This window comes from Curvibacter cyanobacteriorum (genome assembly GCF_028649475.1).
GTDB classification, from domain to species: Bacteria; Pseudomonadota; Gammaproteobacteria; order Burkholderiales; family Burkholderiaceae_C; genus Curvibacter; species Curvibacter cyanobacteriorum.
Window position 1 is genome coordinate 453,913 of the sequence record NZ_JAQSIP010000003.1, and the last position, 19,252, is coordinate 473,164.

Sequence of the window (19,252 nt, forward strand, 5' to 3'; positions counted from 1 at the left end):
CAGCCCGGAGGCGGCTTGGCTGTCGAGAAGCCGGCAGCCCAACTGGGACGCGGCCGCACGCTTCTCAAGGGCAAGATGTCTGGGCGATCATTTGGTGTGCAGTCCTTGCGAATGTTGGGCGCGTGCCCCGTATGAAGGGGTCGGTGCGGGCCCGGACCGGAGGTGCTGCTGTCGCTCTTGCCGATGCAAACCTTACATTATACCGATGAATCTGTTTTTCAAGGGGTAGGGTGCATCACCGCCGCCCGGTTCAGGGCTTGGCGGTCGCGTCCAGGGGGCCCAGCCCCCTGCCCGGATCAGCTGGCCGAGCCTTGGGGGCCCCCGGCAGGGCGCGGCACGGTGCGGGCCAGCGCTCGCCCCACCCACACACTCACGGTCAAGCCGCCCAGGCAGAACACCCCGGCCACCACCCAGGTCCATTGCCAGCCCCCGCTGCGCGCGGCCACCCAGGCCACCAGCGGGGCCCCGGCAAACTGCCCCAGGGCCGAGCACTGGGTCATCCAGCCCACGGTGGTCGAGATGGTGCTTTCGCTCGGCGACAGGCGCACCGCCAACAGCGACAGGCTGCCCGGGATCAGCCCGCCCAGCATCGAAAACGCCAGCAAGGCCAGGTAGCGCACCGCGGCGGGCAGCGGCCAGAACGGCTCAAACGCCAGCCAGGCGCCGACGGCCATGCTGACAAAGCCAAACGCCAGCACCCGCGCCGGCGGCACCCGGCGCTGCAGCAGCAGGCCGGCCCCCAGGTTGCCCAGGATGTTGGCCGCCCCGGCCAGGGCGGTGAGCACCGCGGTCAGCCCCACGCCGAGGGTGCTGTTGGCGTAGATCGAGGGCAGAAAGCCCATCACCGCCTGCCATTGCGCGGCGTAGAACGCAAAGCTCAGCGCGACCAGCCAGGGCCCCTGGCAGCTCAGGGTCAGCCACAGGCCCGCGAGGCCGGCTTGGGCCTCGACCGCGTCGTCGGGCTGGCCCGCGGCGCGCGCGGCATCGCTGGGCACCCCCAGGGTCATGAGCAGGGCCATCACGGCGCTCAGGGCGGCCATCAGCCACCACCAGTCCGGCCAGCCCAGCAAGGGCAGCAACAGCGGCCCACCCAGCAAGGCCAACGCGGTGGCCAGCGGCATGCAGGTGCCCCAGACGCCCGACATGAAGGGCATTTGCTCGGTGCTGACCAACTGGCGGATCAAGCTCACGCCGGGCATGAACACCAGCAGGAAGCCAATGCCCTCCAGCGCCCGGCAGGCCAGCATGAAGCCGGCCGTGGGCCACAGCGGACCGGCAGCGCTGGACAGGGTCAGCATGAGCAGGCCGATCAGCATGCAGCGGCGCAGGCCGATGCGGTCCGAGAACAGGCCCAACACAGCCCCCAGCAGCATGGAGGCGATCTGCACCGCCGACAGCATCAGCCCCGCTTCAGGCAGGGTCAGGCCCAGTTGGGCCTGCAACAAGGGCACGGCCGGGGCCAGTTTGGCCACATGCAGCGCGCCCGCCATGCCGCACAGCACCACCAGGTAAGCGGTCGCCAGGCCCGACAGGGCCCTGCGCGGGCCCGGTACCTTCGTCTGGGGCGTCGGGGCTGCAGGCGGCCGGGGCGTGGCGTCCCCAAGCGGGGATTGAGGGGGTGCTTCAGGGTTCACGGGGTCTCCAGCCAGGGATGGTCTGTGCCGATCCGGCCTGCACAGGCCGCCGGGATCGGGGCTGCGCCGGGGCCGCACCCGCTCAGGGCACCGCCTTCAGCGCAGGCCACAGGGGGGCCCAGCCTAGTCGCGGTGCGCGCTGCAGGGGTATCCAATTGGCACAACAGGGGGGCACCTGGCGCCGCCTGCCGGGTCGCCTGCACCCGCCCCAGCGCCCAGCCCCCGCCCCCGCCGGCACCGCGGGGGCCACCTCAGCGACCGCAGAACCCGGGGGGGCGATGTCAGTGCGCTGCGCACCATGTTGCCAGCCCTTACCTCTGGCGGGGCGCATGGTCGGAGGGCGGTGGGCAGGACCGGGCGGTGGCGGCCCAGGTGCTGAGAGGCTTTGAGACGCACTAAGAGGTGCTGGGAGGTGTTGAGCGGTGCTGGCAGCCGCTCCAAGGCTTTCAAAGGTGCTGAAAGGTCGGTGCGGCAGCCCGCCAGGGCGACCGCCCGTCACTGGATCGAAACGCGCTGCAGGCTGAGTTCGAGTTCGGTACGGCGCTTGAACAGGTGCCGGTAGCGTTCCAGGGCACTGGGGTCGCTGCGCACGGCCACGATGGCTTCGTTCTCCAGCTGCTTGAGGCGGTCCACCAGCATGCGGTTGAGCACGCCGCGCAGCTCGGCGCGCAGTTCCTTGATCTCGCCCTCGGTTTGCGCGTGCGAGCCGGTCATCAAGCGCGTGGCCAGGGCATCGAAGGGTTGTTGGCGCAGGCTTTCGCGCAGCACCGCCCAGGCCACAGCGCCATGCTCGTGGTACTGGCTTTCGAGCCAGACGAACAGCGGGCCGTGGGGCGGCGGCAGTTCGCACAGCATCTGGTGGTCTTCATGGGTCAGGTGGTCCAGCGCGCCCATGTGAGACAGCAGCAGGCGGGCCGCGTGGTCGGCCCGGGTGACGGGGGGCGTGCGCGGGCCGTCGTCGTTCTCTTCGGGCTTTTGGCCCCACTTGCCGCCGCGCCAGCCGTCGCGGTCGCCACCGGGGCCTTTGAAGCCGCCCGGGCCCTGGCCGCCCTTGAACGGGCCTTTGAAGGCCCCTTTGTCAAAGCGCTTGAAGCCCCCGCCAGGGCCCCCTGCGGCGCCTTGGCCCCTCGGGCCGCCGCCCGCCTGGGCGCCGCCGTCGTGCCAGCCGCCGCCCGGCGCGCCCTGGCTGTGACCGCCATGCCAGTCGGGCGCATCGTCGGGCTCGGGGGCCCCGCGCGAACCGCTGCGGCCCGCCGCCGTCCCCCCTGCCTGCTGCCACAGGGCGGCCAGGTCGGCCGCGGGCAGCTGGGCCAGCTCGGCCAGTTCACCGAGCAGCTGGCGTTTGAGCACCCCTTCGGGCAGGGCACTCCACAGGGGGCGGGCGTTGGCGGCCATGCGGGCGCGGCCCTCGGCCGTGCCCAGGTCGCACTGCTCGCGCGCGGCTTCGATCAGGAAGCGGCTCAGCGGCAGGGCTTCGGCCACATGGCGCGAGAAGGCATCGGCGCCGTGTTCGCGGATGAAGCTGTCGGGGTCGTGCTCGGCGGGCAGGAACAGAAATTTGACGCTGCGCGTGTCGGTGGCGTAGGGCAGGGCGCCATCGAGCGCCTTGCGTGCGGCGCGGCGCCCCGCGGCGTCCCCGTCGAAGCTGAACACCACCGCATCGGTGAAGCGGAACAGCTTGTGCACGTGGTCCGTGGTGCAGGCCGTGCCCAGGGTGGCGACGGCGTTCGGGAAGCCCAGTTGGGCCAGCGCCACCACGTCCATGTAGCCCTCGGTGACCAGCGCATAGCCCTGCTCCCGCAGCGCGGTGCGGGCCTCGAACAAGCCGTACAGCTCGCGGCCCTTGCTGAACACCGGGGTTTCGGGGGAGTTCAGGTACTTGGGCTTCTCGTCGCCCAGCACCCGCCCGCCAAAGCCGATGCACTCGCCTTTGACATTGCGGATGGGGAACATGATCCGGTCCCGGAACCGGTCGTAGCGCTTGGCGTCTTCGTCGTTGACGATGACCAGACCGCACTCGGCCAGCAAGGGGCTGTCGTACTCCGGAAACACACTGGCCAGGCTGCGCCAGCCCTCGGGCGCATAGCCCAGGCCAAAGCGCTTGGCAATCTCGCCCGACAGGCCGCGGCCCTTGAGGTAGGCCACCGCCTTGGGCGAGGCCCGCAGGTGCTTGCGGTAGGCGTCGCCGGCTTTTTCGAGCACGTCGCTGAGGCTCAACTGGCGCTGGCGCTGCTCGGCGGCACGGGCTTTTTCCTGGGGCGAGAGGTCATCCTGCGGCACTTGCAGGCCGTACTGCTGGGCCAGGTCATCGACGGCTTCCAGAAAGCTCATGCCGCCGTGGTCCATCAGAAAACCGATGGCGTTGCCGTTCTTGCCGCAGCCAAAGCAGTGGTAGAACTGTTTGGTGGGACTGACCGAAAAAGAGGGGGATTTTTCGCCGTGGAACGGGCACAGGCCCATGAAGTTGGCGCCGGCCTTTTTGAGCGGCACATACCGGCCGACGATCTCGACCACGTCGGCGCGAGCAAGCAGCTCCTGGATAAAAGACTGGGGAATCGTCACGCCGCGTATTGTCCCCTTAAACTCTTGCTTACATTTATATCCAACTCGATGGATCAGGCCTCGGGCTTGAGGAGGGCGGCTCAGAATGCCAATCAGCACAACTCGGCGATCGGTCTGGCAGGCCGGTCTGGCCCAAGCCTGTGCCGTGGGCCTGGGGACCTGGGCGGCGGCCTCGGCCCGCGCGCAGCAGAACCTGCACCGCACCAGTGATCCGGCCAAGACCCTGCGCGTGCTGGCGTGGCCGGGCTACGCCGACCCGGACGTGGTCAAGGCCTTTGAGGCCCGGGAAGGGGCTCGGGTCGAGCTCAGCATCGTGGGCTCCGACGAGGTGCTGCGCCAGCGCCTGTCCCTGGTGGACCCGGTCACCGGGGGGCCGCTGTTCGACGTGCTGGCGGCCAACACGGTCGAGATCCAGCGCCTGCGCGAACTCAACATGCTGGCCCCGCTGGCCCTGTCCGGCCTGCCCCATGCGGCGGCCCAACTGCCCCGTTTTTTGCGCCGCGAGGCGATTCCCGGCATCACCGACGGCGGGCGCGTTTACGCCATGCCCTACACCTACGCCGAGATGGGGCTGATTTTTGACCGGCGTCAAATCAGCACGCCGCCGGTGTCGGTGGAGGCCCTGTGGGACCCCGCGCTGCAGGGGCGGGTGCTGGCCTTTGACGGCAGCACGCACAGCTTTTCGCTGGCGGCCATGGCCCAGGGCCTGTCGCCGTTCCAGATCGACGCCACCCACTGGGGCCGGGTGACCCAGCGCCTGGTGGCCCTGCGCCGCAATGTGCGCGGTTTCTACAGCCTGCCCGAAGAGTCGGCCGAGATGTTCCGCCGCCACCGGGTGGCGCTGATGTTCGCCAACTACGGCCGCCAGCAACTCAAGCTGCTGCAGGACCAGGGCATGGATGTGGGCTATGTGGTGCCCCGCGAAGGCGCCCTGGCCTGGCTGGACTGCTGGGCCATCACGCGCCAGGCGCGCAACCCCGAGCTGGCGACCCGCTGGGTCAACCACCTGCTGTCGCTGGACTCGGGGCGCCTGCTGACGCGGCGCCAGGGCCTGGCCAACACCCTCGAGGAACCGGCCGGTGTGCCCGCATCGGGACGCCTGGTGTGGCTGGAACCGGTGGAAGACGAGCCCCGCCGCGGGCGCTTGTGGCAACGCATCATCGCCGGCGAGCGCCCCGAAAGGCTGGTGGCATGAAGCCTGGCAGCATTGCCTTTCGCCTGAGTCTGTTGTTGGCGGCCTTCAGTGTGTTCGCCGCCGCCTTGGCCAGTCACTACACCTTTGTGACCAGCCGCAGTCTGCTGCGCGAGCGGGCCGAGCACTACCTGATGACGACCACCGAGGTGCTGGGGCGCCACCTGCAGTCCAGCCTGCAGGCGGTGTCGCGCAACGCCGTCACCCTGGCGGCCCTGGCCGCCGCCCAGGGCGCGCTGGAAGAGCACGCCGGGGAGCCGGTGCGCCGCACGCTGGCCCAGGCCTTTGCGGCCGAGATGGATTCGCACCCTGATTACCTGCAGATCCGGCTGATCTCGGCCGGCGCGCATGGCCTGGAGCAGGTCCGCGTGCAACGCCAGCCCACGGGCCTGCAGCGGGTGCTCGACGCTGAGTTGCAGGAAAAAGGCCATTTCCCCTATGTGTTCGAGGCCTTGCCGCTGCCCGCAGGCCAGGTCTACATGTCCGAACTCGCGGCCACCCGCGACGAGGCCCTGGCCGGTGGCGGGGATCTGCCCAGCTACACCTTGTCCGCCCCGGTGGTGCACAACGGGCATGCGCTGGGCGTGGTGGTCATCCAGGTGGCGGCGCGCCCCTTCCTGCAAGGGGTGTCGGCCGATTTGCCGGACGGCTTTCAGCTCTACATGAGCAACCGCTGGGGCGACTGGCTGATGCACCCCGACCCCAGTCAGACCTTTGGCTTTGACCGCGGGCAACGGGTGTTCATCCAGGACAGCTTTCCCGACGCGGCCCGCCTGATCAACGGCCAGTCCCAGCAGTTGGTGACCTCGGTCAACGAGTCCGGTGGCGAGCCCGTGGTGGCGGCGTTTGTGCGCCTGCCGATCGGCTCCGAGCCCGAGCAGCGCTTCTGGGTGCTGGGACTGGCCCAGCCCGTGAGCGCCATCGAGGGCGAGGCCTCGGTGCTGGGCCGCAGCATCGTGCAGGTGCTGTTGCTGCTGTGTGTGGCGGCCCTGGTGCTGGCGGTGCTGGTGTCACGTGTCGTCACCGAACCACTCAAGGCCCTGGCCCAGGCCACCCGGGTGCTGGGCACGGGCCAGCGGGTGCAGGCCTTGCCGATCGAGCGCACCGACGAGATTGGCGAGCTGGCGCGCAGCTTCCAGCTGATGGAAGAACAGGTCTGGCAGCAGATGACCCAGCTGCGCACCAGCCACAACGCCATGGACCACCTGGCCCACCATGATGCGCTGACGGGCTTGCCCAACCGCCGCATGGTCGAGGCCCGCCTGGCCCAGGCGCTGCAGCGTGCCGAACACACCCAACGCCCTTGCGCGGTGCTGTTCGTCGACCTGGACCACTTCAAGAACATCAACGACGGCCTGGGCCACGATGTCGGAGACGCCGTGCTGCGCGGGGTGGCCCAGCGCCTGAGCCAGGCCCTGCGGGTGGGCGACATGGTGGGCCGCCTGGGCGGCGACGAGTTCGTGGTGGTGTGCCAGGACCTGGGGGGCGAAGAAGACGCCACCCAGCTGGCCCTCAAGCTCAAGGCCCAGTTTGACCAGCCCCTGCTGATCGAGGGCCTGCCGGTGCAGATCCAGGCCAGCATCGGCATCGCCATGGCCCCGCGCGATGGCACCGAGGTGCGCGCCCTGCTGACCCGGGCCGACATGGGCATGTACCGGGCCAAGCAAAACGGCCGCAACACCTACTCCTTTTCGTGAACCCGGGTGCGCGGTCAGGCCAGGCCTGAGCGTGCGCCCTGCAATGCGCCTGTAAGCCCCGCCCCGCAGAATGGCGGGCTTGCTTTCATCACCCGCCAGGAGACGCCATGACTTCGATCTACGACCAGGATCTGCCCCGCAATGAAGCCAACTTTGCCCCGCTGTCACCGCTGGGCTTCATCGAGCGGGCCGCCCTGGTCTACCCGGATCGGCTGGCCGTGGTGCATGGGCGAGGCGCGCAGGCCCTGCGCCGTACCTGGGCCCAGACCTACGCCCGCTGCCGTCGGCTGGCCAGCGCCTTGCGTCAGGCCGGCATCGGCAAGAACGACACCGTCGCCGTGATGTTGCCCAACACCCCGCCCATGGTTGAAGCCCACTTTGGCGTGCCCATGGCCGGCGCCGTGCTGAACGCACTGAACACCCGCCTGGACGCTGAGACCATCGCCTTCATGCTGGACCATGGCGAGGCCAAGGCGGTCATCGTCGACCCCGAATTCACCCCGGTCATGCAAAAGGCCCTGGCGCTGCGCCAATCGTCCCTGCCGGTGCAGGTCATCGAGGTCGAAGACGCGCTGTATGGCCCGGCACCGGTCCGCCTGGGGGGCCTGGACTACGAGGCTTTCCTGGCCGGCGGCGACGCTGACTACGCCTGGGAGGGGCCTGCCGACGAATGGGACGCCATCGCCTTGAACTACACCAGCGGCACCACCGGCAACCCCAAGGGCGTGGTCTACCACCACCGGGGCGCGGCAGTGAACGCGATCTCCAACGTGCTGGAATGGGACATGCCCAAGCACGCGGTCTACCTCTGGACCCTGCCGATGTTCCACTGCAATGGCTGGTGCTTTCCGTGGACGGTGGCGGCGCGTGCCGGCGTCAACGTGTGCCTGCGCCGGGTCGAGCCCGAGGCCATTTTCGGCATGATGCGCGAGCACGGCGTGACCCACTACTGTGGCGCGCCCATCGTCCACGGCCTGCTGGTCAATGCGCCCGCGGCCCTCAAAGAAGGCCTGCCCCAGGGCGTCAAGGCCATGGTGGCCGGGGCGGCGCCGCCGGCCTCGATGATCGAGGGCATGGAGGCACTGGGCTTTGACCTGACCCACGTCTACGGCCTGACCGAGGTCTATGGCCCGGCCACCGTGTGTGCCAAACACGAGGCCTGGGACCAGCTCGACATTGGCGAGCGGGCCCGCCTGAACGCGCGCCAGGGCGTGCGCTACCACCTGCAGCGCGAGGTCCAGGTGCTCAACCAGGACAGCCTGACCCCGGTGCCACACGATGGCGAGACCATGGGCGAGATCATGTTCCGCGGCAACATCGCCATGAAGGGCTACCTGAAGAACCCCCAGGCGACGGCCGAGGCCTTTGCCGGCGGCTGGTTCCACAGTGGCGACCTGGCGGTGCAGTACCCCGACGGCTACATCAAGATCAAGGACCGCAGCAAGGACATCATCATCTCGGGCGGCGAGAACATCTCTTCGATCGAGGTCGAGGACGTGCTCTACCGCCACCCCGATGTGCTGGCCGCCGCCGTGGTGGCCAAGCCCGACGCGCGTTGGGGGGAAACCCCCTGCGCCTTTGTCGAACTCAAGGCGGGCGCCGAGACCACGCCCGAGGACATCGTGGCGCACTGCAAGAAGCACCTCGCGGGCTTCAAGGTGCCGCGCGCGGTGGTGTTTGGCGAACTGCCCAAGACCAGCACCGGCAAGATCCAGAAGTTCGAGCTGCGCCGCCAGGCGGGTTCGGCCACCGCCATCGACGTTTGAAGCCCTGAGGCCGGTGCAGACCGGCGCAGACCCCGGCGCCGCTGCGCCAAACCGCTGGCTGGCTTCGCTCCCGCCCGTGGTGCCAGGGCCTCGCCGCGGACCTGGGCCAGGGGCAGGGGCAGGGCCGGATCAGCCGTCGCGCTGCGGCCCGGCGCGGCCGTCCTCCACCACAAAACGGGCCAGTGGGCGCAGCGGGCTGTCGGCGCGGCCCGGGTCGTCCACCGCCATCAGCGTGGTGTGCCAGCGCTGTGGGTTCAGCTCGACCAGGGCGTAGCCGCGTTGCTCGGGGTTGGCCAGCAGCACGTGCGGGTTGTTCTGTTGCAGGGCCTGGGCCCGTGCCAGCGTGGCGCCGGAGTGGGAGCTGATCGAGGTGCCGCAGAACTCGCTGGCCAGCACGGCCGAGTCGGGGCGCGTCGGGTCGGCCTGCACCTGGCAGACGTAGTTCTGGTGGATGTCGCCCCCGATCAGCACCGTGTTGCGGGGCGGCGTGGCCTGCAGCGTGTCCAGCAGGCGCTGGCGCGCGGCGGGGTAGCCGTCCCACGGGTCGGTCGGGGTGGGTTCGTCGGCCTGCGCGGCGGCGCTGGCGCCGCCATAGTGGCGCGGCGAAAAAAGCGTTTGCTGGGCCAGCACGGTCCAGCGCGGGCCCCCCGCCGAGTGGTCTTGCGCCAGGCCCTGGGCCAGCCATTGCTCCTGGGCCGGGCCCAACAGGCTGCGGCCGGGGTCGCGCAGTTCGGCGCAGCGGCTGGGCCGCACGGTGCCGGCGCTGCTGTCGCTGGGATGGCGGCAGGCCTGCACGGCCCGGTACTGGCGGTCGTCCAGCACATGAAAGCGGGCCAGGCGGCCAAAGGTGTGGCGTTGGTACAGGCGCAGCGCATCGGCCTGGTTCAGGCCTTGCAGGCCCTGCACCAGCACCGAGGCGGGCAGCGGCATGTTCTCGTAAAAGGCCTGGTAAGCCGCGCTGCGCTGGGCCAGGAAGTCGGCGCTTGCGCCTTCGCGGCCTTGCACGCCGGCGTAGTCGTTTTCGACCTCGTGGTCGTCCCAGGTCAGCAGCCAAGGGCAGGCGGCATGGGCAGCCTGCAGGTCGGGGTCGCTTTTGTGCAGGGCGTAGCGGTCGCGGTAGTCGGCCAGGCTGACGGCCCGGCGCAGGCTGTGCACCCGGTGGATGGGCGGCGTCGCCTGCGGTGCCACGCCGCCCCGCGGCGAGGCGTACTCGTAGATGTAGTCACCCAGAAACACCACCAGGTCCAGCGCCTGTGCCGCGGCATGGCGCCAGGCCGCGTAGTAGCCGTGCTCCCAGCGCTGGCACGAGGCAAAGGCCAAGCGCAGCCGGGGGGCCAGGGTGTCGGGCGCGGGCAGGGTGCGGGTGCGGCCCACCGGGCTGACGGCATCGCCGACCAGAAAGCGGTAGTGGAACCAGCGGTCCGCGGGCAGGCCTTGCAGTTCGACGTGCACGGCTTGGCCCAGGGCGGCCTGGGTGTCGGTCTGGCCGCGTTGCACGACGCGCTGAAAGCCCTCGTCCTCGGCCAGTTCCCAGCGCACCGACAGCGCGCGCGGGTCCAGCGGGTCGGCCACATGGAGTCGGGTCCAGAGCACCACGCCGTGGTGGCTGGGGCTGCCGCTGGCGACACCGCAGGCAAAGGGCGGATCGGCCAGCCTTGGGTGGCGGCCCGTTTGGGCCCCGGCCTGCCAGGGTTGCAGGGTGGCGCTGAGCAGCAGGGCCTGCAGCCAGTCACGCCGATTCAGGCCGCCGCGCGGGTCGGTGCCGGCGGGCCCCAGGGCCCGATCAGGCCGCCACGACACGGTTCTTGCCCGAGCGTTTGGCCAGGTACATCGCCTGGTCGGCCCGCTTGATGGCTTCGGTGGTGTCTTCTTCGGCGCCCACCTGGGCCACACCCGCGCTGAAGGTGATCAGCACTTTCTCGTTGTCTTTGAGGAAGTACTTCTTGGTCAGTTCGCGCTGCAGCCGCTTCATGACCTCGACGCCCTTGTCCTGGTCGGTGTCGGGCAGCACCACCAAGAACTCCTCGCCACCGTAACGGGCCAGGCTGTCTTGCGGCCGGATGGCGCTGCGCGCCACCTGCACCAGGTGCAGCAGCGCGGCGTCACCGGTGTCGTGGCCCAGGGTGTCGTTGAGTTTCTTGAAGTTGTCGAGGTCGAGCAGGGCCACGCACATGGGGGTGTCCTGGCGGCGCGCGCGCGCGATCTCGCGGGTCAGGGTTTCGTCCAGGCCCTTGCGGTTCAGGGCCCCGGTCAGCGGGTCGTGGCGAGCTTGCGAGCTGGCGCGGTCCAGTTCTTCCTGCATGCGGCGCAGCGCGGCGTCGGCTTGCTCGGTGCGCTCGCGCATCTCGCGCAGTTCGTCACGCATGTGCAGGGTGTCGATGGACATCGAGCGCGTGGCCTGGATGGCCTCTTGCAGCACCGGGGTGATGTCGGCCAGGGTTTCGGCGCTTTCCAGCTGGCGCGCGCAGTGCTCGATGGTGCCCTGGTAGCTGCCGCTGTGCTCGGTCATGGTGGACAGCCTGTCGATGAAGGCGGCCAGCATCTGCTTCATCTGGTCTTGCGCCTCGAGGGCGCGGGCCTTGGCCTCGGACTGCTTGAAGATCACGTCCTTGAGGCGGGCCTGCACATCGTCGAGGCGGCGCAGCGTCAGGGGCGGCGTGGTGGCATTGACCAGCGCGTCGATCTGGCCCTTGAGCCAGCGGTCGTCGACCGCCAGTTCGCCGATGTTGGTGAACAGCAGGTGCAACAGCGCCAGCAAGGTGCTCTTGATGGCGAGCTGGTCTTCCGAGGCAAACGACAGCCGAAAGCTCAGGTTGCCCAGCATCAGCTTGAGCGTGGCGGCCTCGGCCGCGGGCTGGCGGGCGTAGTGCAGCAGTTGCTCGGCCTGCTGCTGCAGGCGTGGGTCGTCGGCGCCGACCATGGGCAGGATGTTCTCGACCAGGCGGGCAATCTGCTCACGCAATTCACCCATCAGCTCTTCGCTGATCACGGACTTGTCTTGCAGGTGCGAGGGCGTGGCCACCAGCGGTTGGGTGGCCAGGCCAACCAGGGCCGCCTGCACCCCCACCCAACTGCGCTGGCTGATGGCGGTGTCGTATTGGGTCAGCAGGCGTTGCTGGGCTGGGGTCTGGCCCGGCAGCACGCGGCCAATGCCGCGCAGCGCTTCTTCAGGGAAGTTGGCCACATGGCGGGTGCCCGCCACTTCATGGAACAGGGCCTGGTAGTTCTCAGGCGAGGGGATCAGCTTGCGCAGGGAAAGCTGCTTGAGCGTTTCCTTGGCGATGTCATAAGGCGAGCGGTCGGCCATGGGGGTGTTGTGCGGTGCGCCAAAAAGAGGTGACAGGATAACGCCCTAGCGCCCCTTCTGGGCGGCTGGGGGGGCGTCCAGGACGCGGTCTTTGAGCTGTCGGGCCACTTGGCTCAGGGTCTCGGGGTCGAGTTGGGCCAGTGGCAGGGTCTGCCGGGCGCTCCAGCCGTGCAGGTGGGCCGCTTGGGACCGGGCGTACTGGGGGTCGTAGTGGCGGGTGATGAGCTGCTCGAACAAGGGGGGCAGTTGCGCCAGGCGGGCCCAGTCCTGCCATTGCAAAAGGGTGTCGTGGCCATGCAGGGTGCGCAGCGGGGCCAGTTGCTGGGCCAGGGCCTCGCCGTGCTCGGCCAGGTAGGCGTAGTCTTGCAGCAAGAAGGCCAGCCGCGCGGCCTTGGGGGCGGTGAGCTCGAGGCAGGGCGCCGCGCGCAGCGCCGCCAGCAGGGGGTTGGGCACCGACAGCTGGCCGATCTTGCGGCTTTCCGCTTCGATCCAGACCGGCCGGGCGGGGTCGAAACCTTCGATCGCCACCGCCAAAGCGGTCTCAAACGCCTTTTGCGAGGGCTGTGGTTGGCCTGGCCAGGCCCCCAGCAGCGAACCCTTGTGGCGTGCCAGTTGCTCCAGGTCCAGCACCTGGGCGCCTTCGCGCGCCAGCGCCTGCAGCAGCCGGGTTTTGGCCGTGCCGGTGGCGCCCGCCAGCACCTGCCAGCGCAAGGTGGGGCTGTGGCTGGCCAGGGTGTCGATGACGTGCTGTCGCCAGCGCTTGTAGCCACCGGCCACCTGCTGGGCATCCCAGCCCACCAGGCGCAGCCAGGCAACCATCGAGCCACTGCGCAAGCCGCCGCGCCAGCAGTAGACCAGCGGCTTCCAATCGGCGGGGCGGTCGGCAAAGTGCTCGCGCAGGTGGCGTGCCAGGTTGGCCGCCACCAGGGCGCCACCGACGCGCCGGGCCTCGAAGGCGCCTTGCTGTTTGTAGAGCGTGCCGACGGTGCGGCGTTCCTCGTCGTCGAGCGCCGGGCAGTTGATCGCCCCGGGGACATGGTCCAGCGCAAACTCGGCGGGCGAGCGCGCGTCGATCAAGGTGTCGAACTGGTGTCGTTCGGTGATGGGCACCGGCCCGCGCCAGGCGGTCATGATCGAGGCCGATTCAAATTGACGCCAAAATAAGCCATGAGCACCTCTTTGCCAGCATTGACCCAGTTTTCCCACGGCGGTGGTTGCGGTTGCAAGATCGCGCCGGGTTTGTTGAGCGAGATTTTGTCACGCGCGCCGCGCGGCCTGATGCCCCCTGAGCTGATGGTCGGCCTGGAGACCAGTGACGACGCGGCGGTGTACCGCCTCAACGACACGCAGGCCCTGGTGGCGACGACGGACTTTTTCACCCCCATCGTCGACGATCCGCGCGACTTCGGTCGCATTGCGGCCACCAACGCGCTGTCCGACATCTACGCCATGGGCGCCACCCCCATCCTGGCGCTGGCGCTGGTGGGCATGCCGATCGCCAAGCTGTCGGCCGAGGCGATTGGCGAGGTGCTGGCCGGAGGGGCCGAGGTCTGCCGGGCCGCGGGCATCCCGATCGCGGGCGGGCATTCCATCGACCTGCTGGAACCCATTTACGGCTTGGTGGCCCTGGGCTTGGTGCACCCCGACCGCGTGCGTCGCAATGCCGATGCGCAGCCGGGCGATGTGCTGGTGCTGGGCAAGCCGCTGGGGGTGGGCATCTTGTCGGCCGCCCTCAAGAAGGGGGTGTTGGACGCCGCAGGCTACGCCGAGATGCTGGCCCACACCACCCAGTTGAACCGCGTGGGTTCGCGCCTGGGGGGCCTGGTCGGGGTGCATGCGATGACCGATGTGACCGGCTTCGGCCTGGCAGGCCACCTGCTCGAGGTGTGCCGGGGCTCGGGCGTGGTGGCCGAGGTTCGGCTGGCTGAGCTGCCCCTGATCGAGGCCGCTGTGGCCTGGGCCCGCGAGGGCGTGGTCACCGGAGCGTCGGCGCGCAACTGGGCTGCCTACGGCCACCAGGTGCTTTGGCCGAGATGGGCAGAGCCGTGGCAGCAGGCGCTGGTGTCGGACCCGCAGACCAGCGGCGGGCTGCTGGTCAGCTGTGCACCCGAGGCCGCCGCGGCGGTGCTGGCCGCTTTCCAGGAAGACGGTTTTGCCCAGGCCAGTGTGATCGGCAGGCTGCAGGCGGTGGCACCCGAGGGCGCGCCGGGGCTGCACTTTGTCTGAGCCGATGCCCCCCTGGGGCGTGGACGCGGCCGAGGGCGCCAGCGATGCGCCCTGGGGCGGACGCTGGTCGGACTGGCAGGGCTGGGCTTACCGCGTTGCCGCCTGGACCTTGCTGCACCTCGGAGAGGATGCGGCCAGCCTCGCGTTCTTGTTTTGCTGAAGAGCGGCTGGGCCTCTGATGGGGGCCTGGACCGGTTGGAGTCCGCTCAGGGCGCCAGGGTGTCTGGTCGGGGCTGGCGGCTGTCTTGCTGCGCCAGGTGCGTCCAGTCGACCACCGGGTCGCTGGGCTCGTAACCGCTGACCAGGGCCACCATCTGCTCGCGAATGGCCAGCGCATCGTGCCGGTTCAGGGCCTCGCGCAGTGTGGCCAGCCGGTGCTGCAGTTCGGGCCAGGGCAGAAAGTCCTCGCGCGCCTTCATGATGCGCGGGTGCTGGGTGGGCTCGGGGTGATCGCCAATCAGCAATTCTTCATAGAGCTTTTCGCCGGGGCGCAGGCCGGTGATCTCGATCTCGATGTCACCATCCGGGGTCTGAGCGTCGCGGATCGTCAGGCCCGACAGTTCCACCATCTTGCGAGCCAGGTCCTGGATGCGCACCGGTTGCCCCATGTCGAGCAGGAACACGTCGCCGCCCCGGGCCATGGCGCCCGCCTGGATCACCAACTGCGCGGCCTCGGGGATGGTCATGAAGTAGCGTGTGATGTCCGGGTGGGTCAGGGTGATGGGGCCGCCCGCTTTGATCTGGCGCCGGAACAGGGGCACCACCGAACCCGAAGACCCCAGCACATTGCCGAAGCGCACCATGCTGAAGCAGGTGGGCCCCACGCTGGGGGCGACGCCAGCGGCGCCCGCCCGGTCGGCTGCCAGCCCCTGCAGCACCATCTCGGCCAGGCGCTTGCTGGCGCCCATGATGTTGGTGGGGCGCACGGCCTTGTCGGTGCTGATCAGCACAAAGCGCTCCACGCCGTGCTGCTGGGCCACGCGGGCGCAGGTCCAGGTGCCCCAGACGTTGTTCTTGAGGCCCTCGGCCGGGTTGTGCTCGACCAGGGGCACGTGCTTGTAGGCGGCCGCGTGGTAGATGGTGTCGGGCCGCCAGGTGGCCATGATTTCGCTCAGGCGGTCGGCGTCCTGCACCGACGCCAGCAGCGGCAGCAGCTGCGTCGGGCTGGCGTCGGCACCACCGGCTTGCAGCTGTTGCCAGCCCTGCAGTTCCTGGTGGATCTGGTAGAGCGCGAACTCATTGAGGTCCAGCAGCAGCAGCAGGCGCGGCTGCCCCTGCAGGATCTGGCGGCACAGCTCGCTGCCGATCGAGCCCCCGGCACCGGTCACCAGCACCACCTTGTGGCGCACATGGCGGTGCAGCAGTTCGGTGTCCGGCGCCACCGGGTCGCGGCCCAGCAGGTCTTCGATGTCCAGCTCGCGCAGGTCGCTCACCTGCACCCGGCCCTGGGCCAGGTCCAGCAGGTTGGGCAGGGTGCGCACGGACACCTGGGCCCGGCTGGCGCGCAGCAAGATGTCGTTGCGCCGCTGCCGCGTGGCCGACGGCACGGCCAACAAGATGGTGTGGATGCGGTGCTTTTGCACGCAACTCTCGAGCTGCTGGGGGTCATGGATGGGCAGGCCGCTCAGCGTCTGGCCGTGCAGCCGCTCGTCGTCGTCGAGGAAGCCCACGGCCTGCATTTCGTGGCTGGCCGACAGCGCATCGGCCAACTGGCGGCCCGCTGCACCGGCGCCGTAGATCAGCACCCGCGGCAGCTGGGCGCGTTGCAGTTTGCTTTGGTACAGCCCGCTGAGCCAATAGCGTGCCACCAGGCGCGAACCGCCGACTGCCAGCAACAGCAGCATCGGCTGCAACAGGCCCACGGTGCGCGGCACCCCGGACACGCTGATCAAGGTGAAGGCCATGGCGTAGAGCACGCCGTACACGGCCACCGCGCGGATCACCGTCATCAGCGCCGACCAGCCTGCGTAACGGAAGATGGCGCGGTACAAACCATGCACCACAAAGATGGGCAGGGCCAGCGCGGGCGACAGGCCGATGGCCAGCCATTGGCCTTCGCGTGGCACGATCCAGGTTTCGTAGCGCAAGCTCATGGCCAGCCACACCGTGAGCGCGCACAGCAGGGCGTCCACGCTCAGCGCCAGCACCCGCTTGGCCGGGCGCGGCAGGTCGATCAGGAATTCGGTGAAGGCCTTGAACATGGCGAAGGGCAGCAGGCAAAGTGCGGGGCAGCGTAACCCGCCATCATAGGGCTTGGCGCACCGCAAGCGAGGCGGCCCCGCGTGCGGAACGCCCGAAGTGCCCGCCCCCTACGCTTGGTTGGCGCCAGGTCAAGCCGAGCCGCCCGTCTCAGCGTTGGGCGGGCACACGGTCAGGCCGAAGGTTGGCCCGGGTCAGTGCGTCACGCCTTCCCGGCGCAGCACTTTGATGACCGTCAACCACAGGATGCGCAGGTCAAAGGCCAAGGACTGGCGTTGCAGGTATTCGGTGTCATAGGCCACTTTCTGCTCGATGGCCAGTTCATCGCGGCCGTTCACCTGGGCCCAGCCAGTGAGGCCGGGCAGCAGGTCGTTGACGCCGTGCTGCTCGCGCAGCGCGATCAGGTCCTGTTGGTTGAACAGCGCCGGGCGCGGTCCGACCAGGCTCATGTCGCCCTTGAGGATGCTCCACAGTTGCGGCATTTCGTCGAGGCTGGAGCGGCGCAAAAACGACCCAATGGGGGTCAGGTGGCTGTCCGGGTTGCTCAGCAGGTGGGTGGCCACGGCGGGCGTGCCCACGCGCATGCTGCGGAACTTGGGCATGCGGAAAATGCGCTGGTGACGGCCCACCCGGTCGGACCAGTACAGCGCCGGGCCGGTCGAGGTCAGGCGCACCGCCAGGGCCACCAGCGCGATGGGCAGCAACAGCAGGGCCAGGGCGATCAGGGCCAGGGTCAGGTCAAAGAGGCGCTTCATGGGGCAGTTTCAATTCAGAGCGGCAGGGCCCACCGTGGCTCGGTACGCCGCCAGCACCGATGAGGTTTGGGTTCAACGGCTCATCGGTCATGTCGTAGATGGGATGACGGTCAGTCGTCGCCCCCGAACAAGTCGCGCGTGAAGACTTTCTCCTCGACGTCAGCCAGTGCCTTGTTCATCCGGTTCGACACAATCACATCCGCCTCCCGCTTGAAAGCGTCGAGGTCATTGACCACGCGGGAATTGAAGAAAAGTTCTTCCGTCATGGCTGGCTCGTACACGATCACCTCGATGCCCTTGGCCTTGATGCGCTTCATGATGCCCTGGATGCTGGAGGCGCGGAAGTTGTCCGAGCCGGCTTTCATGATCAGCCGATAGACGCCGACCACTTTCGGTTTTTTGGCCAGAATCGCGCTGGCGATGAAGTCCTTGCGCGTGGTGTTGGATTCCACGATGGCGTGGATCAGGTTCTGTGGCACCTGGTTGTAGTTGGCCAGCAACTGCTTGGTGTCCTTGGGCAGGCAGTAGCCGCCGTAACCAAAGGACGGGTTGTTGTAGTGCTTGCCGATGCGTGGGTCCAGGCCCACGCCTTCAATGATCTGGCGCGAATCCAGGCCATGGGTGGCCGCATAGGTGTCGAGTTCGTTGAAGTACGCCACGCGCATGGCCAGGTAGGTGTTGGAGAACAGCTTGATGGCCTCGGCTTCGGTCGAGTCGGTCAGCAGCACCTCGATGTCCGGCTTGACCGCACAGTCCTTGAGCAGGTGCGCAAACACACGGGCGCGCTCGGAGCGCTCGCCCACCACGATGCGTGAGGGGTGCAGGTTGTCGTACAGGGCGCGGCCTTCGCGCAGAAACTCTGGCGAGAAGATCAGCTTGTCGCAGTTCAGCTCGGCGCGGGTCTTGGCCGTGTAGCCCACCGGTACGGTGGACTTGATGACGATCACAGCCTGTGGGTTGATGGCCATGACGTCGCGGATCACGGCTTCCACCGAGCGGGTGTTGAAGCGGTTGGTGTCCACGTCGTAATCGGTCGGGGTGGCCACGATCACGTAGTCGGCGCCCTGGTAGGCGTCCTGCTTGTCCTGGGTGGCGCGCAGGTTCAGGGGTTTATGGGCCAGGAAGTCTTCGATCTCGGTGTCGACAATCGGGCTGCGGCGGCTGTTGATCAACGCCACCTTGTCGGCCACGATGTCCAGTGCCACCACCTCGTGCTGCTGTGCCAGCAGCACCGCGTTGGACAAGCCGACATAACCGGTTCCGGCGATCGCAATTTTCATGGTTGGGGTTCCCTTGCCTGGTGGCGAATGGTTGAGGTGGTGTGTGACAGTCAAATGGGGCCCGAAGGGGCTCAACAGGTCCCCTCGCGGGGGCTCTTATCGGCCGCCGTTGCCGGTGGCATGTCTCTGATTTCTTGGCGCAGGGCGTCAATCTCGGCTTGCAGCGCTTCGTATTCTTCGAGTTTGCGCTTCAGGAACCGACCCGTCAGCGCGGCTTTGTGGCTCAGTCCACTGGGGGTCAGCAGGTAGACGTAGCCAAATTTGTTCTTGCTTTCGCTGAAGTTCTGCACCTTGACCCAGCCTTTGTCGATCAGTGCCTTGAGGCAGTAATTCAGGCCGCCCACGCTGACCCCGAGCCGGTCCGCGAGTTCGCGCTGGGTCAAGTCGGGGTTGTCTTGCAGGATGCGCAGCACGCGAAAGTCGGTGTCTTCCTGGATCCTGGCTTGGCGACTGGTCATGGCAAGGTCGGGGCGTGCAAACGTGGGTGGGGCAGGGCGCTGGGCCGCCGTCGAGGCGCGGGCCGGTCCCGTCGGGGGCAAAAAGCGGGGTTTTGTAAGAAGTCGAACAATTCTAAGGGCTGAGCCAAGCCCGGTCCGAGGCGCCCCTCGGGGCTGGATCCGGCCTGGCGTGGGCG

General features: G+C 68.6%; 14 protein-coding genes. 5 read left to right on the forward strand and 9 right to left on the reverse strand.

What is annotated here, in order from left to right:
- Nucleotides 1-296: 296 nt before the first annotated feature.
- A complete protein-coding gene (locus tag PSQ40_RS08645) occupies nucleotides 297-1,634 on the reverse strand; it encodes an MFS transporter (RefSeq protein ID WP_273950636.1) in 1,338 nt (445 codons plus the stop codon).
- A 495-nt stretch (nucleotides 1,635-2,129) separates the two neighbouring features.
- Nucleotides 2,130-4,196, reverse strand: coding sequence for a DNA primase (dnaG, locus tag PSQ40_RS08650; RefSeq protein ID WP_273950638.1), 2,067 nt, complete (start codon nucleotides 4,194-4,196; stop codon nucleotides 2,130-2,132).
- A gap of 85 nt (nucleotides 4,197-4,281) precedes the next feature.
- Here dnaG and PSQ40_RS08655 point away from each other — a divergent pair, with 85 nt between their 5' ends.
- From PSQ40_RS08655 to PSQ40_RS08665, 3 genes are all read left to right on the forward strand, one after another.
- Nucleotides 4,282-5,391 (forward strand): ABC transporter substrate-binding protein, encoded by a 1,110-nt coding sequence (locus PSQ40_RS08655; RefSeq protein WP_273950640.1) that lies wholly within the window; start codon nucleotides 4,282-4,284, stop codon nucleotides 5,389-5,391.
- The gene (locus tag PSQ40_RS08660; RefSeq protein WP_273950642.1) at nucleotides 5,388-7,085 is read left to right on the forward strand and encodes a GGDEF domain-containing protein; all 1,698 of its coding nucleotides are present in this window, start codon (nucleotides 5,388-5,390) and stop codon (nucleotides 7,083-7,085) included. The genes PSQ40_RS08655 and PSQ40_RS08660 overlap by 4 nt, the downstream gene beginning before the upstream one ends.
- A 107-nt stretch (nucleotides 7,086-7,192) precedes the next feature.
- Complete coding sequence (locus PSQ40_RS08665) at nucleotides 7,193-8,851, forward strand: acyl-CoA synthetase (RefSeq protein ID WP_273950644.1); 1,659 nt, start codon at nucleotides 7,193-7,195, stop codon at nucleotides 8,849-8,851.
- 129 nt (nucleotides 8,852-8,980) lie between these two features.
- Here PSQ40_RS08665 and PSQ40_RS08670 read toward each other — a convergent pair whose 3' ends face one another.
- The 3 genes from PSQ40_RS08670 to mnmH are packed head-to-tail and all read right to left on the reverse strand — an operon-like array spanning nucleotide 8,981 to nucleotide 13,289.
- Entirely contained in the window at nucleotides 8,981-10,594 is a 1,614-nt protein-coding gene (locus PSQ40_RS08670) for an alkaline phosphatase D family protein (RefSeq protein ID WP_409338572.1), read from the reverse strand.
- Between the two features lie 40 nt (nucleotides 10,595-10,634).
- Nucleotides 10,635-12,158, reverse strand: coding sequence for a GGDEF domain-containing protein (locus PSQ40_RS08675; RefSeq protein ID WP_273950646.1), 1,524 nt, complete (start codon nucleotides 12,156-12,158; stop codon nucleotides 10,635-10,637).
- Between the two features lie 45 nt (nucleotides 12,159-12,203).
- Complete coding sequence (gene mnmH / locus PSQ40_RS08680; RefSeq protein ID WP_273950648.1) at nucleotides 12,204-13,289, reverse strand: tRNA 2-selenouridine(34) synthase MnmH; 1,086 nt, start codon at nucleotides 13,287-13,289, stop codon at nucleotides 12,204-12,206.
- Between the two features lie 36 nt (nucleotides 13,290-13,325).
- Between mnmH and selD the strand changes: the two genes are divergently transcribed.
- Nucleotides 13,326-14,384: a selenide, water dikinase SelD gene (gene selD, locus PSQ40_RS08685; RefSeq protein ID WP_273950650.1), complete on the forward strand. Its 1,059-nt coding sequence runs from the start codon at nucleotides 13,326-13,328 to the stop codon at nucleotides 14,382-14,384.
- Nucleotides 14,385-14,388: 4 nt separating this feature from the next.
- Complete coding sequence (locus PSQ40_RS08690) at nucleotides 14,389-14,544, forward strand: hypothetical protein (protein ID WP_273950651.1); 156 nt, start codon at nucleotides 14,389-14,391, stop codon at nucleotides 14,542-14,544.
- 46 nt (nucleotides 14,545-14,590) lie between these two features.
- On the opposite strand, the gene PSQ40_RS08695 is transcribed toward PSQ40_RS08690, so the two are convergent.
- From PSQ40_RS08695 to PSQ40_RS08710, 4 genes are all read right to left on the reverse strand, one after another.
- Complete coding sequence (locus PSQ40_RS08695) at nucleotides 14,591-16,585, reverse strand: polysaccharide biosynthesis protein (protein ID WP_273950653.1); 1,995 nt, start codon at nucleotides 16,583-16,585, stop codon at nucleotides 14,591-14,593.
- A gap of 192 nt (nucleotides 16,586-16,777) precedes the next feature.
- Nucleotides 16,778-17,338: a sugar transferase gene (locus tag PSQ40_RS08700; protein ID WP_273950655.1), complete on the reverse strand. Its 561-nt coding sequence runs from the start codon at nucleotides 17,336-17,338 to the stop codon at nucleotides 16,778-16,780.
- Between the two features lie 110 nt (nucleotides 17,339-17,448).
- On the reverse strand, nucleotides 17,449-18,618 hold the full coding sequence (locus PSQ40_RS08705; protein ID WP_273950658.1) for a nucleotide sugar dehydrogenase: 1,170 nt from the start codon (nucleotides 18,616-18,618) through the stop codon (nucleotides 17,449-17,451).
- Nucleotides 18,619-18,689: 71 nt separating this feature from the next.
- Nucleotides 18,690-19,076, reverse strand: coding sequence for a MarR family EPS-associated transcriptional regulator (locus PSQ40_RS08710; protein WP_273950659.1), 387 nt, complete (start codon nucleotides 19,074-19,076; stop codon nucleotides 18,690-18,692).
- Nucleotides 19,077-19,252: the final 176 nt, after the last annotated feature.

Excerpts from the sequence above, each read along its gene's own strand:
- PSQ40_RS08705 (WP_273950658.1), bottom strand. The coding sequence starts at position 18,618 with ATGAAAATTGCGATCGCCGGAACCGGTTATGTCGGCTTGTCCAACGCG.
- PSQ40_RS08675 (WP_273950646.1), bottom strand. The coding sequence starts at position 12,158 with ATGGCCGACCGCTCGCCTTATGACATCGCCAAGGAAACGCTCAAGCAG.
- PSQ40_RS08695 (WP_273950653.1), bottom strand. The coding sequence starts at position 16,585 with ATGTTCAAGGCCTTCACCGAATTCCTGATCGACCTGCCGCGCCCGGCC.
- PSQ40_RS08690 (WP_273950651.1), top strand. The coding sequence starts at position 14,389 with ATGCCCCCCTGGGGCGTGGACGCGGCCGAGGGCGCCAGCGATGCGCCC.
- PSQ40_RS08710 (WP_273950659.1), bottom strand. The coding sequence starts at position 19,076 with ATGACCAGTCGCCAAGCCAGGATCCAGGAAGACACCGACTTTCGCGTG.
- PSQ40_RS08700 (WP_273950655.1), bottom strand. The coding sequence starts at position 17,338 with ATGAAGCGCCTCTTTGACCTGACCCTGGCCCTGATCGCCCTGGCCCTG.
- PSQ40_RS08665 (WP_273950644.1), top strand. The coding sequence starts at position 7,193 with ATGACTTCGATCTACGACCAGGATCTGCCCCGCAATGAAGCCAACTTT.
- mnmH (WP_273950648.1), bottom strand. The coding sequence starts at position 13,289 with ATGACCGCCTGGCGCGGGCCGGTGCCCATCACCGAACGACACCAGTTC.
- PSQ40_RS08655 (WP_273950640.1), top strand. The coding sequence starts at position 4,282 with ATGCCAATCAGCACAACTCGGCGATCGGTCTGGCAGGCCGGTCTGGCC.
- PSQ40_RS08660 (WP_273950642.1), top strand. The coding sequence starts at position 5,388 with ATGAAGCCTGGCAGCATTGCCTTTCGCCTGAGTCTGTTGTTGGCGGCC.
- selD (WP_273950650.1), top strand. The coding sequence starts at position 13,326 with ATGAGCACCTCTTTGCCAGCATTGACCCAGTTTTCCCACGGCGGTGGT.